The sequence below is a fragment of the Burkholderia sp. JKS000303 genome (genome assembly GCF_002563755.1).
Classification (GTDB): domain Bacteria; phylum Pseudomonadota; class Gammaproteobacteria; order Burkholderiales; family Burkholderiaceae; genus Burkholderia; species Burkholderia anthina_B.
Genome location: NZ_PDBZ01000003.1, coordinates 1 through 13,959, shown reverse-complemented (window position 1 = coordinate 13,959; position 13,959 = coordinate 1). Strand labels below are relative to the sequence as shown.

8 protein-coding genes, 2 tRNA genes and 2 rRNA genes are annotated in these 13,959 nt (G+C 62.4%); 11 read left to right on the top strand and 1 reads right to left on the bottom strand.

The features are described 5' to 3' along the window. Positions 1 to 28: 28 nt before the first annotated feature. Complete coding sequence (locus BX604_RS27895) at positions 29 to 1,138, bottom strand: 2-aminoethylphosphonate--pyruvate transaminase (RefSeq protein ID WP_098554095.1); 1,110 nt, start codon at positions 1,136 to 1,138, stop codon at positions 29 to 31. A 253-nt stretch (positions 1,139 to 1,391) separates the two neighbouring features. On the opposite strand from BX604_RS27895, the gene phnS reads away from it, so the two are divergent. From phnS to BX604_RS27835, 11 genes are all read left to right on the top strand, one after another. Then, the gene (gene phnS, locus BX604_RS27890) at positions 1,392 to 2,483 is read left to right on the top strand and encodes a 2-aminoethylphosphonate ABC transporter substrate-binding protein (protein ID WP_098554094.1); all 1,092 of its coding nucleotides are present in this window, start codon (positions 1,392 to 1,394) and stop codon (positions 2,481 to 2,483) included. A gap of 34 nt (positions 2,484 to 2,517) precedes the next feature. Then, positions 2,518 to 3,621, top strand: coding sequence for a 2-aminoethylphosphonate ABC transport system ATP-binding subunit PhnT (gene phnT / locus BX604_RS27885; protein ID WP_098554093.1), 1,104 nt, complete (start codon positions 2,518 to 2,520; stop codon positions 3,619 to 3,621). After that, the gene (locus BX604_RS27880) at positions 3,599 to 4,519 is read left to right on the top strand and encodes a 2-aminoethylphosphonate ABC transporter permease subunit (RefSeq protein WP_098554092.1); all 921 of its coding nucleotides are present in this window, start codon (positions 3,599 to 3,601) and stop codon (positions 4,517 to 4,519) included. Before phnT ends, BX604_RS27880 begins: the two co-directional genes overlap by 23 nt. Then, on the top strand, positions 4,509 to 5,369 hold the full coding sequence (gene phnV, locus BX604_RS27875) for a 2-aminoethylphosphonate ABC transport system, membrane component PhnV (protein WP_098554091.1): 861 nt from the start codon (positions 4,509 to 4,511) through the stop codon (positions 5,367 to 5,369). Before BX604_RS27880 ends, phnV begins: the two co-directional genes overlap by 11 nt. Continuing rightward, complete coding sequence (gene phnA / locus BX604_RS27870) at positions 5,366 to 6,676, top strand: phosphonoacetate hydrolase (RefSeq protein WP_098554090.1); 1,311 nt, start codon at positions 5,366 to 5,368, stop codon at positions 6,674 to 6,676. Before phnV ends, phnA begins: the two co-directional genes overlap by 4 nt. Continuing rightward, a complete protein-coding gene (gene phnY, locus BX604_RS27865) occupies positions 6,673 to 8,127 on the top strand; it encodes a phosphonoacetaldehyde dehydrogenase (protein ID WP_098554089.1) in 1,455 nt (484 codons plus the stop codon). The genes phnA and phnY overlap by 4 nt, the downstream gene beginning before the upstream one ends. A 4-nt stretch (positions 8,128 to 8,131) precedes the next feature. After that, the gene (locus BX604_RS27860) at positions 8,132 to 8,683 is read left to right on the top strand and encodes a phosphonate degradation HD-domain oxygenase (protein ID WP_098554088.1); all 552 of its coding nucleotides are present in this window, start codon (positions 8,132 to 8,134) and stop codon (positions 8,681 to 8,683) included. 511 nt (positions 8,684 to 9,194) lie between these two features. Further along, positions 9,195 to 10,727: ribosomal RNA gene (locus BX604_RS27855) — 16S ribosomal RNA — on the top strand. A gap of 62 nt (positions 10,728 to 10,789) precedes the next feature. Next, positions 10,790 to 10,866, top strand: a tRNA-Ile gene (locus tag BX604_RS27850). A 41-nt stretch (positions 10,867 to 10,907) separates the two neighbouring features. Beyond that, positions 10,908 to 10,983, top strand: a tRNA-Ala gene (locus BX604_RS27845). A gap of 288 nt (positions 10,984 to 11,271) precedes the next feature. Continuing rightward, positions 11,272 to 13,959: ribosomal RNA gene (locus BX604_RS27835) — 23S ribosomal RNA — on the top strand; the annotation flags it as partial.

Sequence of the window (13,959 nt, the reverse complement as noted above, 5' to 3'; positions counted from 1 at the left end):
TTGTTTGCGCGCCGGGCTGGCGCGAGCGTCACGCGCGCTGCACGGCAATCCCGAGCGATTCGACCGCCTGCGCGATCGCTGCCACCGCACGCCGGATGTCGTCGGCATCGATCGCGCCGATGCAGCCGACGCGGAACGTCTCGAGTTGCGTCAGCTTGCCCGGGTACAGGAGGAAGCCCGCGTCGCGCACCGCGTCGTAGAAGCGGCGGAAATCGTAGGCCGGATGGTCGGGCGCGTGGAACGTGACGATCACCGGCGCCTGCACGCTCGCGTCGAGGAACGGCGCGAAGCCGAGTGCGCGCATGGATTCGACCAGCGTCCGGCAATTCTCCGCATAACGCGCGCCGCGGGCTGGCTGGCCGCCTTCGGCGAGGTACTGGTCGAGCGCGGCGCGCAGCGCGGCGATCACATGCGTGGGCGGCGTGAAGCGCCACTGGCCCGTCTTGCGCAGATACGCGTACTGGTCGTGAAGGTCGAGCGCGAGCGACGGCGAGTTGCCGGCGCACGCGTCGAGCGCGTCGCGCCGCACGATCGCGAACCCCATCCCCGGCACGCCTTCCAGGCATTTGCCGCTCGCCGAGATCAGCGCGTCGATCCCGCTGTCCGCCAGCGCGATCGGCAGCGCGCCGAACGAGCTCATCGCGTCGACGATCAGCCGCTTGCCGTGCCGGCGGCACACGGTCGCGATCGCGTCGAGCGGATTCAGGATCCCGGCGCTCGTTTCCAGATGCACCAGGGCGACGTGCGTGATGCGCGGCTCGCGCGCGAACGCCGCTTCGACGGCCGCCGGGTCGACGGCCGCGTCCTCGCCGAACGGCAGCGCGATCGCGTCGATGCCGAGCCGGCCGAGGATCTTCAGGATGCGCGCGCAATACGCGCCGTTGTCGGGCACGAGCACGACGCCGTCGCGCGGCACCAGGGTGCCGAGCGCGGCTTCGACCGAGAACGTGCCGCTGCCCTGCATCGGAACGCACACGTACGCGTCGCCGCCGCGCGCGATCGCGACGAGATCCGCGCAGACGCTGGCGGTCAACTGGTTGAATGCGGCGTCCCACGAGCCCCAGTCATGTTGCATTGCGTGGCGTGTTGTGGCGGACGTGGTGAGCGGGCCGGGTGTGAGCAGAATCGGGTCGGACATGGTTTTTCTCCAGCAATGGTCGGACGAAACGCCGGTCGGCATTTCTGAATGACTTGCATGATATTGGCAAAATGTGTCATTTTTTGGAAATTGTGGCAGTCGTCACGGGTTTGTCATCGAACGCTGTGATCCTTCGGTTGCCGCGCGAAACCACCTGCAGCGCGGCAGCGAGGCAGGCCGGTTGTCGGCCTGCCCGACTGAAAGAGCCGGATCGTGCCCCGGCCGCTTGGTGTTCCGCCTACGGAGAAGTGAGATGACACTGCAGAATTCTTCGCGCGCCGCTGCCGGCGCGTTCCGCAAGCTTGCGCTGGCCGCCTGCGCCGCCGGTCTGCTGCAAGGCGTGGCGATGCCCGCGCATGCCGCGAACGCGGTCGTGCTGTATACGGCGGACGGCCTCGAGAACCTGTATCGCGACGTGCTGCCGGCGTTCGAGAAGAAGGAAGGCATCAAGGTCAACATCGTGACGGCGGGCAGTGGCGAAGTCGTCAACCGCGCGAACATCGAAAAGAATTCGCCGAAGGCGGACGTGATCGTCACGCTGCCGCCGTTCATCCAGCAAGCCGGCCAGATGGGCCTGCTGCAGCCGTACCAGAGCGTGAACTACAAGAACGTGCCGGCGATCGCGAAGGCGGAAGACGGTACGTGGGCCACGTTCGTGAACAACTACTTCTCGTTCGCGATCAACCCGGACGTCGTGAAGAACCAGCCGAAGACGTTCGCCGACCTGCTGTCGCCGAACTACGCCGGCAAGATCGCGTACTCGAACCCGGCCACCGCCGGCGACGGGATGGCCGTGCTGATCCTGACGACCACGCTGATGGGCGAGGACAAGGCGTTCGACTATCTCGCGAAGCTGTCGCAGAGCGTGAAGTTCCACACCAAGGGCACCGGCTACCTGAACGTGCTGCTGTCGCGTAACGAGATCAGCGTCGCGAACGGCGACCTGCAGATGGACCTCGACGACGCCGAGCACGGCGCGCTGTCCGTCAAGCCGATCTTCCTGGCAGCGAAGGCCGGCGACCAGCCGACCACGTTCCAGCTGCCGTACGGCATCGGCCTGATCAAGAGCGGCCCGAACCAGGACGCCGGCAAGAAGCTGATCGACTACCTGATGTCGACGGAAGTGCAGTCGAAGGTGCCGGACATGTACGGCATCCCGGGCCGCACCGACGTGCCGCTCGCCGGCAAGAACGGCGAAGCGGTGAAGAAGGCGATCGCGGGCGTGAAGCTGATCCCGGTCGACTGGAACCAGGTGATGGCGAAGAAGCCGGAGTGGATCGAGCGCTGGAAGAAGGACGTGATCGGTAGCTCGGGCAAGCAGCTCGACGTCGTCAAGCCGAAGTGATCGGCGCACGCCGCCTGTAATAGTGAGCAAGAGGATGAACCCGGTGGAAACCACCCTGACCCATCCCGGCGCATTCGGCGCCGCCGAGCCGCATGCAACGCTGCGGTCCGGCGCGCCGGGCGGCGTGCAGATCGAACACCTGAGCGTGCGCTACGGCGCACGCACGGTGCTGGAAGATCTGTCGCTGTCGATCGGTGCCGGTGAATTTTTGACCGTGCTCGGCAAGAGCGGCTGCGGCAAGACCACGCTGCTGCGCTTCATCGCCGGGTTCGTGAAGGCCGACGGCCTGACCGGCACGCTGACCGTGGCCGGACGCGACCTGACCTATGCGCCGCCGCACAAGCGCAATCTCGGTCTGTTGTTCCAGAATTACGCGCTGTTCCCGCACCTGTCGGTGTTCGAGAACGTCGCATTCGGGCTGCGCGCCCGCGGGATGGCGTCGTCGGACGTGACGCGCCGCGTTGCCGACGCGCTGAAGCTCGTGCAGCTCGGCGATGCCGGCCACCACCTGCCCGCGCAGTTGTCGGGCGGGATGCAGCAGCGCGTGGCGCTGGCCCGCGCGCTCGTGATCGAGCCGGACGTGCTGCTGCTCGACGAGCCGCTGTCGGCGCTCGACGCCAACCTGCGCGCCTCCGTGCGCAGCGAACTGAAAGCGCTGCACGAACGCCTGCCGAACCTGACCGTCGTTTGCGTGACGCACGACCGCGACGACGCGCTCGTGCTGTCCGACCGCGCGCTGCTGATGCGCGACGGTCACATCGCGCAGCTCGGCACGCCGCAGCAGTTGTACGACGCGCCGCAGGACGGCTACGTCGCGCGCTATCTCGGCCCGGCCAACCTGTTGCCGCCGCGTGTGATTTTCCCGCTCGGCGATCCGCGCCACGACGTGCGCGACAAGGTGGCATGCGTGCGCCCCGAGCGCCTGACCGTGATGCCGCCGGCGGCCGGCGGCCTGCACGGCACGGTGTCGTCCGTCGAGTGGCAGGGCGCGGACCTGTCGATCTCGGTCGTGATCGACGCGGCGCCCGGCGAACCCGTGCGCGTCACGATGCAACGCGGCCGCGGCGCGGCTCCCGAGCGCGGTGCGCGCGTTTCCCTGCATTGCGAGGCAGACGATGTCGTCCTTATCGAGCCCTGAAGCCGGCCTGCCGCCGCACGTGCTCGCGTCGGCCGCGGCGCACGCCGCCGTCGCGCGGCGCCGCAAGCGCATGGGCGACCTGCACCTGGCCGCACTCGCGATCGTCGTGCTGGGCCCGCTCGTCGTCTATCCGCTGGTGCGGCTCGTGCTGCTGAGCGTGTCGGGCGATCACGGGCTGAGTTTCGCCGCGTACCGTACGTTCTTCGGCAACCCCGATACGCGCAACGTGCTGCTGACGACGATCGGCGTGCTGTTCGCGAGCGCGGGCACCGCGTCGGTGCTCGGCGTGCTGCTCGCCGCGCTGCTGTTCTTCAAGCCGTTCCCGGGCGCGTCGCTCGTCACGCGCTTCCTCGAACTGTACGTGGCGTTCCCGTCGTTCCTCGTCGCGTTCACGCTGATCTTCCTGTACGGCTCGCAAGGCTCGATCAGCATCGGGCTGCAGCACCTGTTCCATCTCGAGAATCCGCCGCTCGACTTCCTGTTCGGCATCGGCGGCGTGATTCTCGCGCAGACCGTGTTCTACACGCCGTTCGTCGTGCGGCCGACGCTCGCGTCGTTCGCGACGCTCGACCTGCGCCTGATCGAAGCGGCGCGCAGCCTCGGCGCGTCCGGCTGGATGCTCGCGCGCCGCGTCGTGTTGCCGATCGCGTGGCCGGGCATCGCCGCCGGCACCGTGCTGTGTTTCCTGCTGACGCTCAACGAGTTCGGGATCCTGCTCGTGCTCGGCAGCGCGCGGCTCGTGACGCTGCCGGTGGCGATCTACAGCAGCGCGACCGTCGACCTCGACCTGCCGACCGCGTCGGCCGGCGCGGTCGTGATGCTGGCGTTGTCGCTGGCGCTGTATGCGGTTTATCGCCGGGTGAACCGGCGTGCGACGGGAGGGAACGATGTCCGCTGAATTCCGTATCGGGCAAGCCGTGCCGCGCCACCAGATCGGCTGGGGCGACACGCTGCTCAAGCATGCGTCGCGTGCGGCGCTCGCACTGGCCGCGTTCGCGTGCTTCTGGCTGTTCGTGCTGCCGGTGGTGGTGGTCGCGCTGTCGAGCGTGGCGACGCAATGGTCGGGCACGATCCTGCCGGCCGGCTACAGCCTGCGCTGGTTCGAACGGCTCGGGTCGCCGGAATACGATGCGCTGCTGACGAGCCTCGAAATCGGCTTCGGCGTGTCGGCGATCGGCACGATCCTCGGGCTGTGGCTCGCGCTTGCGCTCGAAGGGCGCGACCGGCGCGGCCTCGGTGCGCTCGTCGATGCGCTCGTGATGGTGCCGAACGGCGTGCCGAGCGTCGTGCTCGGGCTTGCGGTACTGATCGCGTATCACCAGAAGCCGCTCGACCTGTCGAGCTCCGCCGCGATCGTCGTGCTCGTGCAGCTCGCGCTGATTCTGCCGTTCTGCTATCGCTGCGCGGCTGCCGCGCTGCGCCCCGAGCTGACCGTGCTGCGCGAAGCCGCGGCGAGCCTCGGTGCGCCGCCCGCGATGGTGCTGCGCCGTGTGCTGCTGCCGCAGCTCGTGCCGGCGCTGCGCGCGAGCCTCGCGCTCGGCTTCGCGCTGTCGCTCGGCGAACTCGGTGCGACGCTGACCGTCTATCCGCCCGGTTTCGCGACCGTGCCGATCGTCGTGATCGGCCAGGTGGAGCGCGGCTATTACCTGCCCGCATCGGCGCTGTCGCTGCTGATGCTCGGCGCGTCGCTCGCGGCGCTGCTGTTGATTGCTGCGCGCGTGCCGCGCGGCAAGCGGGCGGCATCATGAACGCCGCGTTCGCATTGCGGCAGCCCGGCGAGCCGGCCTCGACGGGCAAGGTGTCGACGGGTCTCGCGGGGCGTTCCGTCGACGTGAACGGCCGGCGCTACCGGCTGCCGGTCGAACCGACCGTCGTCGTCTGCGTCGACGGCTGCGAGTACGACTATCTCGACCGTGCGGTGGCAGCCGGCGTCGCGCCGTTCATCGGCCGGATGATCGCGGAAGGCACCGCGTGGCGCGCCGACTGCGTCGTGCCGACCTTCACCAACCCGAACAACCTGTCGATCGTGTGCGGTGTGCCGCCGTCGGTCCACGGGATCTGCGGCAACTACTTCTGGGATCCGGCCGCCGATGGCGGTCGCGGCGCCGAAGTGATGATGAACGACCCGGCGTACCTGCGGGCCGGCACGCTGCTCGCGGCGGCGTCCGGCGCCGGTGCGCGCGTGGCGGTTGTCACCGCGAAGGACAAGCTGCGCCGGCTGCTCGGCTGGCAGATGAAAGGCATCTGTTTCTCCGCGGAGAAGGCGGCGCAGGCGAACCTCGCGGAAAACGGGATCGTCGACGTGCTCGACTGGGTCGGGCTGCCGTCGCCGGACGTATACAGCGCGGCGTTGTCGGAATTCGTGTTCGCGGCCGGCGTGCGGCTCGCGCAGACGCGTCAGGTCGACCTGATGTACCTGTCGACCACCGACTACGTACAGCACAAGTGCGAACCGGGCAGTGCGGGCGCGAACGCGTTCTACGCAATGATGGACGGCTATCTCGCGCAACTCGACGCGCTCGGCTGGGCGATCGGGCTGACCGCCGATCACGGGATGAACGCGAAGCACGATCCTGCGACGGGCCGCCCGAACGTGATCTATCTGCAGGATGCGTTCGACGGCTGGTATGGCACACAGGCCGCGCGCGTGATCCTGCCGATCACCGACCCGTACGTCGTGCACCACGGCGCGCTGGGTTCGTTCGCCACCGTGTACCTGGCGCCCGGCGTCGACCGGACCGATGCGATGTGGCGCGTGGGTGGCCTCGACGGTGTCGAGCTCGTGCTCGACAACGCGGAAGCGGCTGCGCGCTTCGAGTTGCCGCCCGACCGGATCGGCGACCTCGTCGTGATCGCACGGCGCGACATGACGCTCGGCACGCGCGAGCGCGAACACGACCTGTCCGGCCTGACCGTCCCGCTGCGTTCGCACGGCGGCGTGTCCGAGCAGGAAGTGCCGTTGCTGTTCAACCGTCGGATCGAGCGTGACGACCCTGCGCGTCGTCCGCGCAACTTCGACGTTTTCGATTTCGTGCTGAACCGGATCCCATCATGATGGCTCATCCCCGACAGGATCACCCCGCGTTCCGCGCCGAGGCGCTGCGCTGGTGCGGCATGCGCGCGCCGCGCGAGCGCGTGTTCGACGTCACCGATCCGTATACCGGCACGCGTGTCGGGACGGCGCCGCTGGCGAGCGTCGACGACGTGCGCGCCGCGTTCGACTACGCGATGGCGTATCGGCCGACCCTCACGCGCTACGAGCGTTCGCAGATCCTCGAGCGAGCGGCCGCGCTGTTGCGCGAGCGTACCGAGGAAGCGTCCGACCTGATCACGCTCGAGTCGGGCTTGTCGAAACGGGACTCGCGCTACGAAATCGGCCGCGTCGCCGACGTGCTGAAGTTCGCGTCGGTCGAAGCGCTGCGAGACGACGCGCAGAGCTTCTCGTGCGACCTGACGCCTCACGGCAAGGCGCGCCGCGTGTTCTCGCAGCGGCAACCGCTCGACGGTGTGATCGTCGCGATCACGCCGTTCAACCATCCGATGAACCAGGTTGCGCACAAGATCGCGCCGGCGATCGCGACCAACAACCGGGTGATCGTGAAGCCGTCCGAGAAGGTGCCGCTGTCGGCGTTCTATCTGGCGGACCTGCTGTACGAGGCCGGTTTGCCCGAACCGATGCTGCAGGTGCTGACCGGCGACCCGCGCGAGATCGCGGACGAGCTCGTCACGCATCCGCATGCGTCGCTGATTACCTTTACGGGCGGCGTGTCGATCGGCAAGGCGATCGCCGCGCGGGCCGGCTACCGGCGCATCGTGCTGGAGCTGGGCGGCAACGATCCGCTGATCGTGCTCGACGATGCCGATCTCGAACGGGCGACGTCGCTGGCCGTGCTCGGTTCGTACCGGAATTCGGGCCAGCGCTGCACGGCCGTCAAGCGGATGCTGGTGCAGCGCTCGATTGCGCCGGCATTCACCGAGTTGCTCGTCGAGAAGACGCGCGCCTGGACGTACGGCGATCCGTTCGATCCCGCGAACGAGATGGGCACGGTGATCGACGACGCGGCGGCGCAGCTGTTCGAGGCGCGGGTGAGCGAGGCGGTCGCGCAGGGCGCGCGCCTGCTGACCGGCAACGTGCGGCGCGGCGCGCTCTATGCGCCGACCGTGCTCGACAACGTCGATCCGTCGATGACGATCGTGCGCGAGGAGACCTTTGGCCCGGTCTCGCCCGTGATCGCGTTCGACACGATCGACGACGCGATCCGGATCAGCAACGGGACGGCGTTCGGGCTGTCGTCGGGCCTCTGCACGGACAGCACGGCCGCGGTCGTGCGGTTCGTGAACGAGCTGAACGTCGGCACGGTGAACGTCTGGGAAGTGCCGGGATACCGGATCGAGCTGTCGCCGTTCGGCGGGATCAAGGATTCGGGGCTCGGCTACAAGGAAGGCGTTCAGGAAGCGATGAAGAGCTTCACGAACCTGAAGACGTTTTCGCTGCCTTGGGAGTAAGCGGATGGCACTGACTGTCGACGAGATTCACGGGCTGTATCGCGAGCACGGCCATGTTGCCTATAGCGGCGAACCGGTCACGCAGCTGGAGCATGCGTTGCAGAGCGGTTTGCTGGCGGAAGAGGCCGGTGCCGACGAAGCGCTGGTCGCGGCGGCATTCCTGCACGATCTCGGGCATCTGCTGAATCGGCAGGGCGAGACGCCGAGCGCGCGCGGGATCGACGATCTGCATCAGTATTACGTGTTGCCGTTCCTGCGACCGCTATTCAACGATGCGGTGCTGGAGCCGATCCGGCTGCACGTCGATGCGAAGCGGTGCCTGTGCCGGACGGACGCCGGTTACTTCGAGAGCCTGTCGCCGGACTCGGTGCGCAGCCTCGGGCTGCAGGGCGGCATCTTCAGTGAAGAGGAGACGGCGGCGTTCCTGCAGCGCCCGTTCGCGGAGGACGCGCTGCGTCTGCGTCGCTGGGACGATACGGCCAAGGAAGAAGGCAAGGTGACGCCCAACCTCGATCACTATATGGAGATAGTCGCGCGCCAGATGCGCGTGGCCTGACGATTCGGCCGCCTCTATTTAAGGCCCCGCACGCGGTAGCGTGCGGGGCCTTAAATTTTTTCGAGAAACCCCTTGCGCGATCGGCGGTGGGTGCTTAGAATCACGCCTCTTTCGCGCTAACGGAAACGCGGCGCGGGAGAAGAAGGAAGGGAAGCAGTGCGGTCGAGGTTGCTGTAGAGCCCCGACACACAAGGCGTTGAACCCCAACCGTCGCAACGAAGTAGTTAAAAAAGTTGTTGACGAGTTGAAAAAGACGGTTCATAATCTCGCTTCTCTGCTGCTGAAAACGCAGCGCTGCTGAGAGACACGAAGTTCCTCGCAGAAATGCTCTTTAAAAATTAACAGCCGATAAGTGTGGGCGCTTGATGGACGCGAGCTGATCCTCGGATCAGATAGCGAAAGTATCAAGAGTCTCACACTAAAGTAAGTCAGGTTTATGAAGCAATTCATATTCCTGTCAGCTTTGAGTGAGCGACCGGTTCTTAACTGAACCGAAAACAGTAACAGGTTTAAACTGAAGAGTTTGATCCTGGCTCAGATTGAACGCTGGCGGCATGCCTTACACATGCAAGTCGAACGGCAGCACGGGTGCTTGCACCTGGTGGCGAGTGGCGAACGGGTGAGTAATACATCGGAACATGTCCTGTAGTGGGGGATAGCCCGGCGAAAGCCGGATTAATACCGCATACGATCTACGGATGAAAGCGGGGGACCTTCGGGCCTCGCGCTATAGGGTTGGCCGATGGCTGATTAGCTAGTTGGTGGGGTAAAGGCCTACCAAGGCGACGATCAGTAGCTGGTCTGAGAGGACGACCAGCCACACTGGGACTGAGACACGGCCCAGACTCCTACGGGAGGCAGCAGTGGGGAATTTTGGACAATGGGCGAAAGCCTGATCCAGCAATGCCGCGTGTGTGAAGAAGGCCTTCGGGTTGTAAAGCACTTTTGTCCGGAAAGAAATCCTTGGCTCTAATACAGTCGGGGGATGACGGTACCGGAAGAATAAGCACCGGCTAACTACGTGCCAGCAGCCGCGGTAATACGTAGGGTGCAAGCGTTAATCGGAATTACTGGGCGTAAAGCGTGCGCAGGCGGTTTGTTAAGACCGATGTGAAATCCCCGGGCTCAACCTGGGAACTGCATTGGTGACTGGCAAGCTAGAGTATGGCAGAGGGGGGTAGAATTCCACGTGTAGCAGTGAAATGCGTAGAGATGTGGAGGAATACCGATGGCGAAGGCAGCCCCCTGGGCCAATACTGACGCTCATGCACGAAAGCGTGGGGAGCAAACAGGATTAGATACCCTGGTAGTCCACGCCCTAAACGATGTCAACTAGTTGTTGGGGATTCATTTCCTTAGTAACGTAGCTAACGCGTGAAGTTGACCGCCTGGGGAGTACGGTCGCAAGATTAAAACTCAAAGGAATTGACGGGGACCCGCACAAGCGGTGGATGATGTGGATTAATTCGATGCAACGCGAAAAACCTTACCTACCCTTGACATGGTCGGAATCCTGCTGAGAGGTGGGAGTGCTCGAAAGAGAACCGGCGCACAGGTGCTGCATGGCTGTCGTCAGCTCGTGTCGTGAGATGTTGGGTTAAGTCCCGCAACGAGCGCAACCCTTGTCCTTAGTTGCTACGCAAGAGCACTCTAAGGAGACTGCCGGTGACAAACCGGAGGAAGGTGGGGATGACGTCAAGTCCTCATGGCCCTTATGGGTAGGGCTTCACACGTCATACAATGGTCGGAACAGAGGGTTGCCAACCCGCGAGGGGGAGCTAATCCCAGAAAACCGATCGTAGTCCGGATTGCACTCTGCAACTCGAGTGCATGAAGCTGGAATCGCTAGTAATCGCGGATCAGCATGCCGCGGTGAATACGTTCCCGGGTCTTGTACACACCGCCCGTCACACCATGGGAGTGGGTTTTACCAGAAGTGGCTAGTCTAACCGCAAGGAGGACGGTCACCACGGTAGGATTCATGACTGGGGTGAAGTCGTAACAAGGTAGCCGTATCGGAAGGTGCGGCTGGATCACCTCCTTTCTAGAGCTTCTCGCAAAGTTGAGCGCTCACGCTTATCGGCTGTAAATTAAAGACAGACTCAGGGGTCTGTAGCTCAGTCGGTTAGAGCACCGTCTTGATAAGGCGGGGGTCGTTGGTTCGAATCCAACCAGACCCACCACCGTCTTGGCGGACGGTACACCCTGAGGCATACCTGTACATGGGGGCATAGCTCAGCTGGGAGAGCACCTGCTTTGCAAGCAGGGGGTCGTCGGTTCGATCCCGTCTGCCTCCACCAATCTTCAATGACAAGCGTTCGACTTCGTCGAACGTTTGTCATTGGCGATTGAGCCAGTCAGAGTGATATGAGTAACACCATATCGGCTGTCGTTCTTTAACAATCTGGAAGAAGTAAGTAATTTGGATAGCGGAAGCGTCTATGAGATGGACGTGAAAACTATCCGGGTTGTGATTGTATCGATGTATCTCAAGATGATTCGAACTCTATGTTTGACTCAATTGGAATACGGCACAAATGCGAGAACTCAACCTGTAACGAACTGTCGATGAGACAGACTCGTTATAGGGTCAAGCGAACAAGTGCATGTGGTGGATGCCTTGGCGATCACAGGCGATGAAGGACGCGGTAGCCTGCGAAAAGCTACGGGGAGCTGGCAAACAAGCTTTGATCCGTAGATGTCCGAATGGGGAAACCCACTCCTTTTGGAGTATCCATAGCTGAATACATAGGCTATGCGAAGCGAACGCGGTGAACTGAAACATCTAAGTAACCGCAGGAAAAGAAATCAACCGAGATTCCCAAAGTAGTGGCGAGCGAAATGGGATGAGCCTTGCACTCTTTATTTGTATTGTTAGCCGAACACTCTGGAAAGTGTGGCCATAGCGGGTGATAGCCCCGTAGGCGAAAACAGTACGAAAGAACTAGGTGTGCGACAAGTAGGGCGGGACACGTGAAATCCTGTCTGAAGATGGGGGGACCATCCTCCAAGGCTAAATACTCGTGATCGACCGATAGTGAACCAGTACCGTGAGGGAAAGGTGAAAAGAACCCCGGGAGGGGAGTGAAATAGATCCTGAAACCGCATGCATACAAACAGTCGGAGCCTCGAAAGGGGTGACGGCGTACCTTTTGTATAATGGGTCAGCGACTTACGTTCAGTAGCAAGCTTAACCGTATAGGGCAGGCGTAGCGAAAGCGAGTCCGAATAGGGCGTTCAGTTGCTGGGCGTAGACCCGAAACCAAGTGATCTATCCATGGCCAGGATGAAGGTGCGGTAACACGTACTGGAGGTCCGAACCCACTAACGTTGAAAAGTTAGGGGATGAGCTGTGGATAGGGGTGAAAGGCTAAACAAACTTGGAAATAGCTGGTTCTCTCCGAAAACTATTTAGGTAGTGCCTCGTGTCTCACCTTCGGGGGTAGAGCACTGTCATGGTTGGGGGGTCTATTGCAGATTACCCCGCCATAGCAAACTCCGAATACCGAAGAGTGCAATCACGGGAGACAGACATCGGGTGCTAACGTCCGGTGTCAAGAGGGAAACAACCCAGACCGCCAGCTAAGGTCCCCAAATATAGCTAAGTGGGAAACGAAGTGGGAAGGCTAAAACAGTCAGGAGGTTGGCTTAGAAGCAGCCACCCTTTAAAGAAAGCGTAATAGCTCACTGATCGAGTCGTCCTGCGCGGAAGATGTAACGGGGCTAAGCTATATACCGAAGCTGCGGATGCGTGCTTTGCACGCATGGTAGGAGAGCGTTCTGTAAGCCTGCGAAGGTGTCTCGGAAGGGATGCTGGAGGTATCAGAAGTGCGAATGCTGACATGAGTAGCGATAAAGGGGGTGAAGGCCCCTCGCCGTAAGCCCAAGGTTTCCTACGCAACGTTCATCGGCGTAGGGTGAGTCGGCCCTAAGGCGAGGCAGAAATGCGTAGCTGATGGGAAGCAGGTCAAATATTCCTGCACCATTGTTAGATGCGATGGGGGGACGGATCGCGGAAGGTTGTCCGGGTGTTGGAAGTCCCGGTCGCTGCATTGGAGAAGGCGCTTAGGCAAATCCGGGCGCAGGATTCAAGGGTGTGGCGCGAGCTCCTTAGGGAGCGAAGCAATTGGAAGTGGTTCCAAGAAAAGCCTCTAAGCTTCAGTCTAACGATGACCGTACCGCAAACCGACACAGGTGGGCGAGATGAGTATTCTAAGGCGCTTGAGAGAACTCGGGAGAAGGAACTCGGCAAATTGGTACCGTAACTTCGGGATAAGGTACGCCCTTGTAGCTTGATGCCCCTGCGGGCAAAGGGTGAAGGGGTTGCAATAAACTGGTGGCTGCGACTGTTTAATAAAAACACAGCACTCTGCAAACACGAAAGTGGACGTATAGGGTGTGACGCCTGCCCGGTGCCGGAAGATTAAATGATGGGGTGCAAGCTCTTGATTGAAGTCCCGGTAAACGGCGGCCGTAACTATAACGGTCCTAAGGTAGCGAAATTCCTTGTCGGGTAAGTTCCGACCTGCACGAATGGCGTAACGATGGCCACACTGTCTCCTCCCGAGACTCAGCGAAGTTGAAGTGTTTGTGATGATGCAATCTACCCGCGGCTAGACGGAAAGACCCCATGAACCTTTACTGTAGCTTTGCATTGGACTTTGAACCGATCTGTGTAGGATAGGTGGGAGGCTATGAAACCGGAACGCTAGTTTCGGTGGAGCCGTCCTTGAAATACCACCTGGTTTGTTTGAGGTTCTAACCTTGGCCCGTGATCCGGGTCGGGGACAGTGCATGGTAGGCAGTTTGACTGGGGCGGTCTCCTCCCAAAGCGTAACGGAGGAGTACGAAGGTACGCTAGGTACGGTCGGAAATCGTGCTGATAGTGCAATGGCATAAGCGTGCTTAACTGCGAGACCGACAAGTCGAGCAGGTGCGAAAGCAGGTCATAGTGATCCGGTGGTTCTGTATGGAAGGGCCATCGCTCAACGGATAAAAGGTACTCTGGGGATAACAGGCTGATACCGCCCAAGAGTTCATATCGACGGCGGTGTTTGGCACCTCGATGTCGGCTCATCTCATCCTGGGGCTGTAGCCGGTCCCAAGGGTATGGCTGTTCGCCATTTAAAGAGGTACGTGAGCTGGGTTTAAAACGTCGTGAGACAGTTTGGTCCCTATCTGCCGTGGGCGTTGGATATTTGAAGGGGCTGCTCCTAGTACGAGAGGACCGGAGTGGACGAACCTCTGGTGTACCGGTTGTCACGCCAGTGGCATCG

What these genes read in the sequence shown, in the direction of transcription:
- phnY (WP_098554089.1), top strand. Translation starts at nt 6,673, where the DNA reads ATGATGGCTCATCCCCGACAGGATCACCCCGCGTTCCGCGCCGAGGCG.
- phnV (WP_098554091.1), top strand. Translation starts at nt 4,509, where the DNA reads ATGTCCGCTGAATTCCGTATCGGGCAAGCCGTGCCGCGCCACCAGATC.
- BX604_RS27895 (WP_098554095.1), bottom strand. Translation starts at nt 1,138, where the DNA reads ATGTCCGACCCGATTCTGCTCACACCCGGCCCGCTCACCACGTCCGCC.
- BX604_RS27880 (WP_098554092.1), top strand. Translation starts at nt 3,599, where the DNA reads ATGTCGTCCTTATCGAGCCCTGAAGCCGGCCTGCCGCCGCACGTGCTC.
- phnT (WP_098554093.1), top strand. Translation starts at nt 2,518, where the DNA reads ATGAACCCGGTGGAAACCACCCTGACCCATCCCGGCGCATTCGGCGCC.
- phnA (WP_098554090.1), top strand. Translation starts at nt 5,366, where the DNA reads ATGAACGCCGCGTTCGCATTGCGGCAGCCCGGCGAGCCGGCCTCGACG.
- phnS (WP_098554094.1), top strand. Translation starts at nt 1,392, where the DNA reads ATGACACTGCAGAATTCTTCGCGCGCCGCTGCCGGCGCGTTCCGCAAG.
- BX604_RS27860 (WP_098554088.1), top strand. Translation starts at nt 8,132, where the DNA reads ATGGCACTGACTGTCGACGAGATTCACGGGCTGTATCGCGAGCACGGC.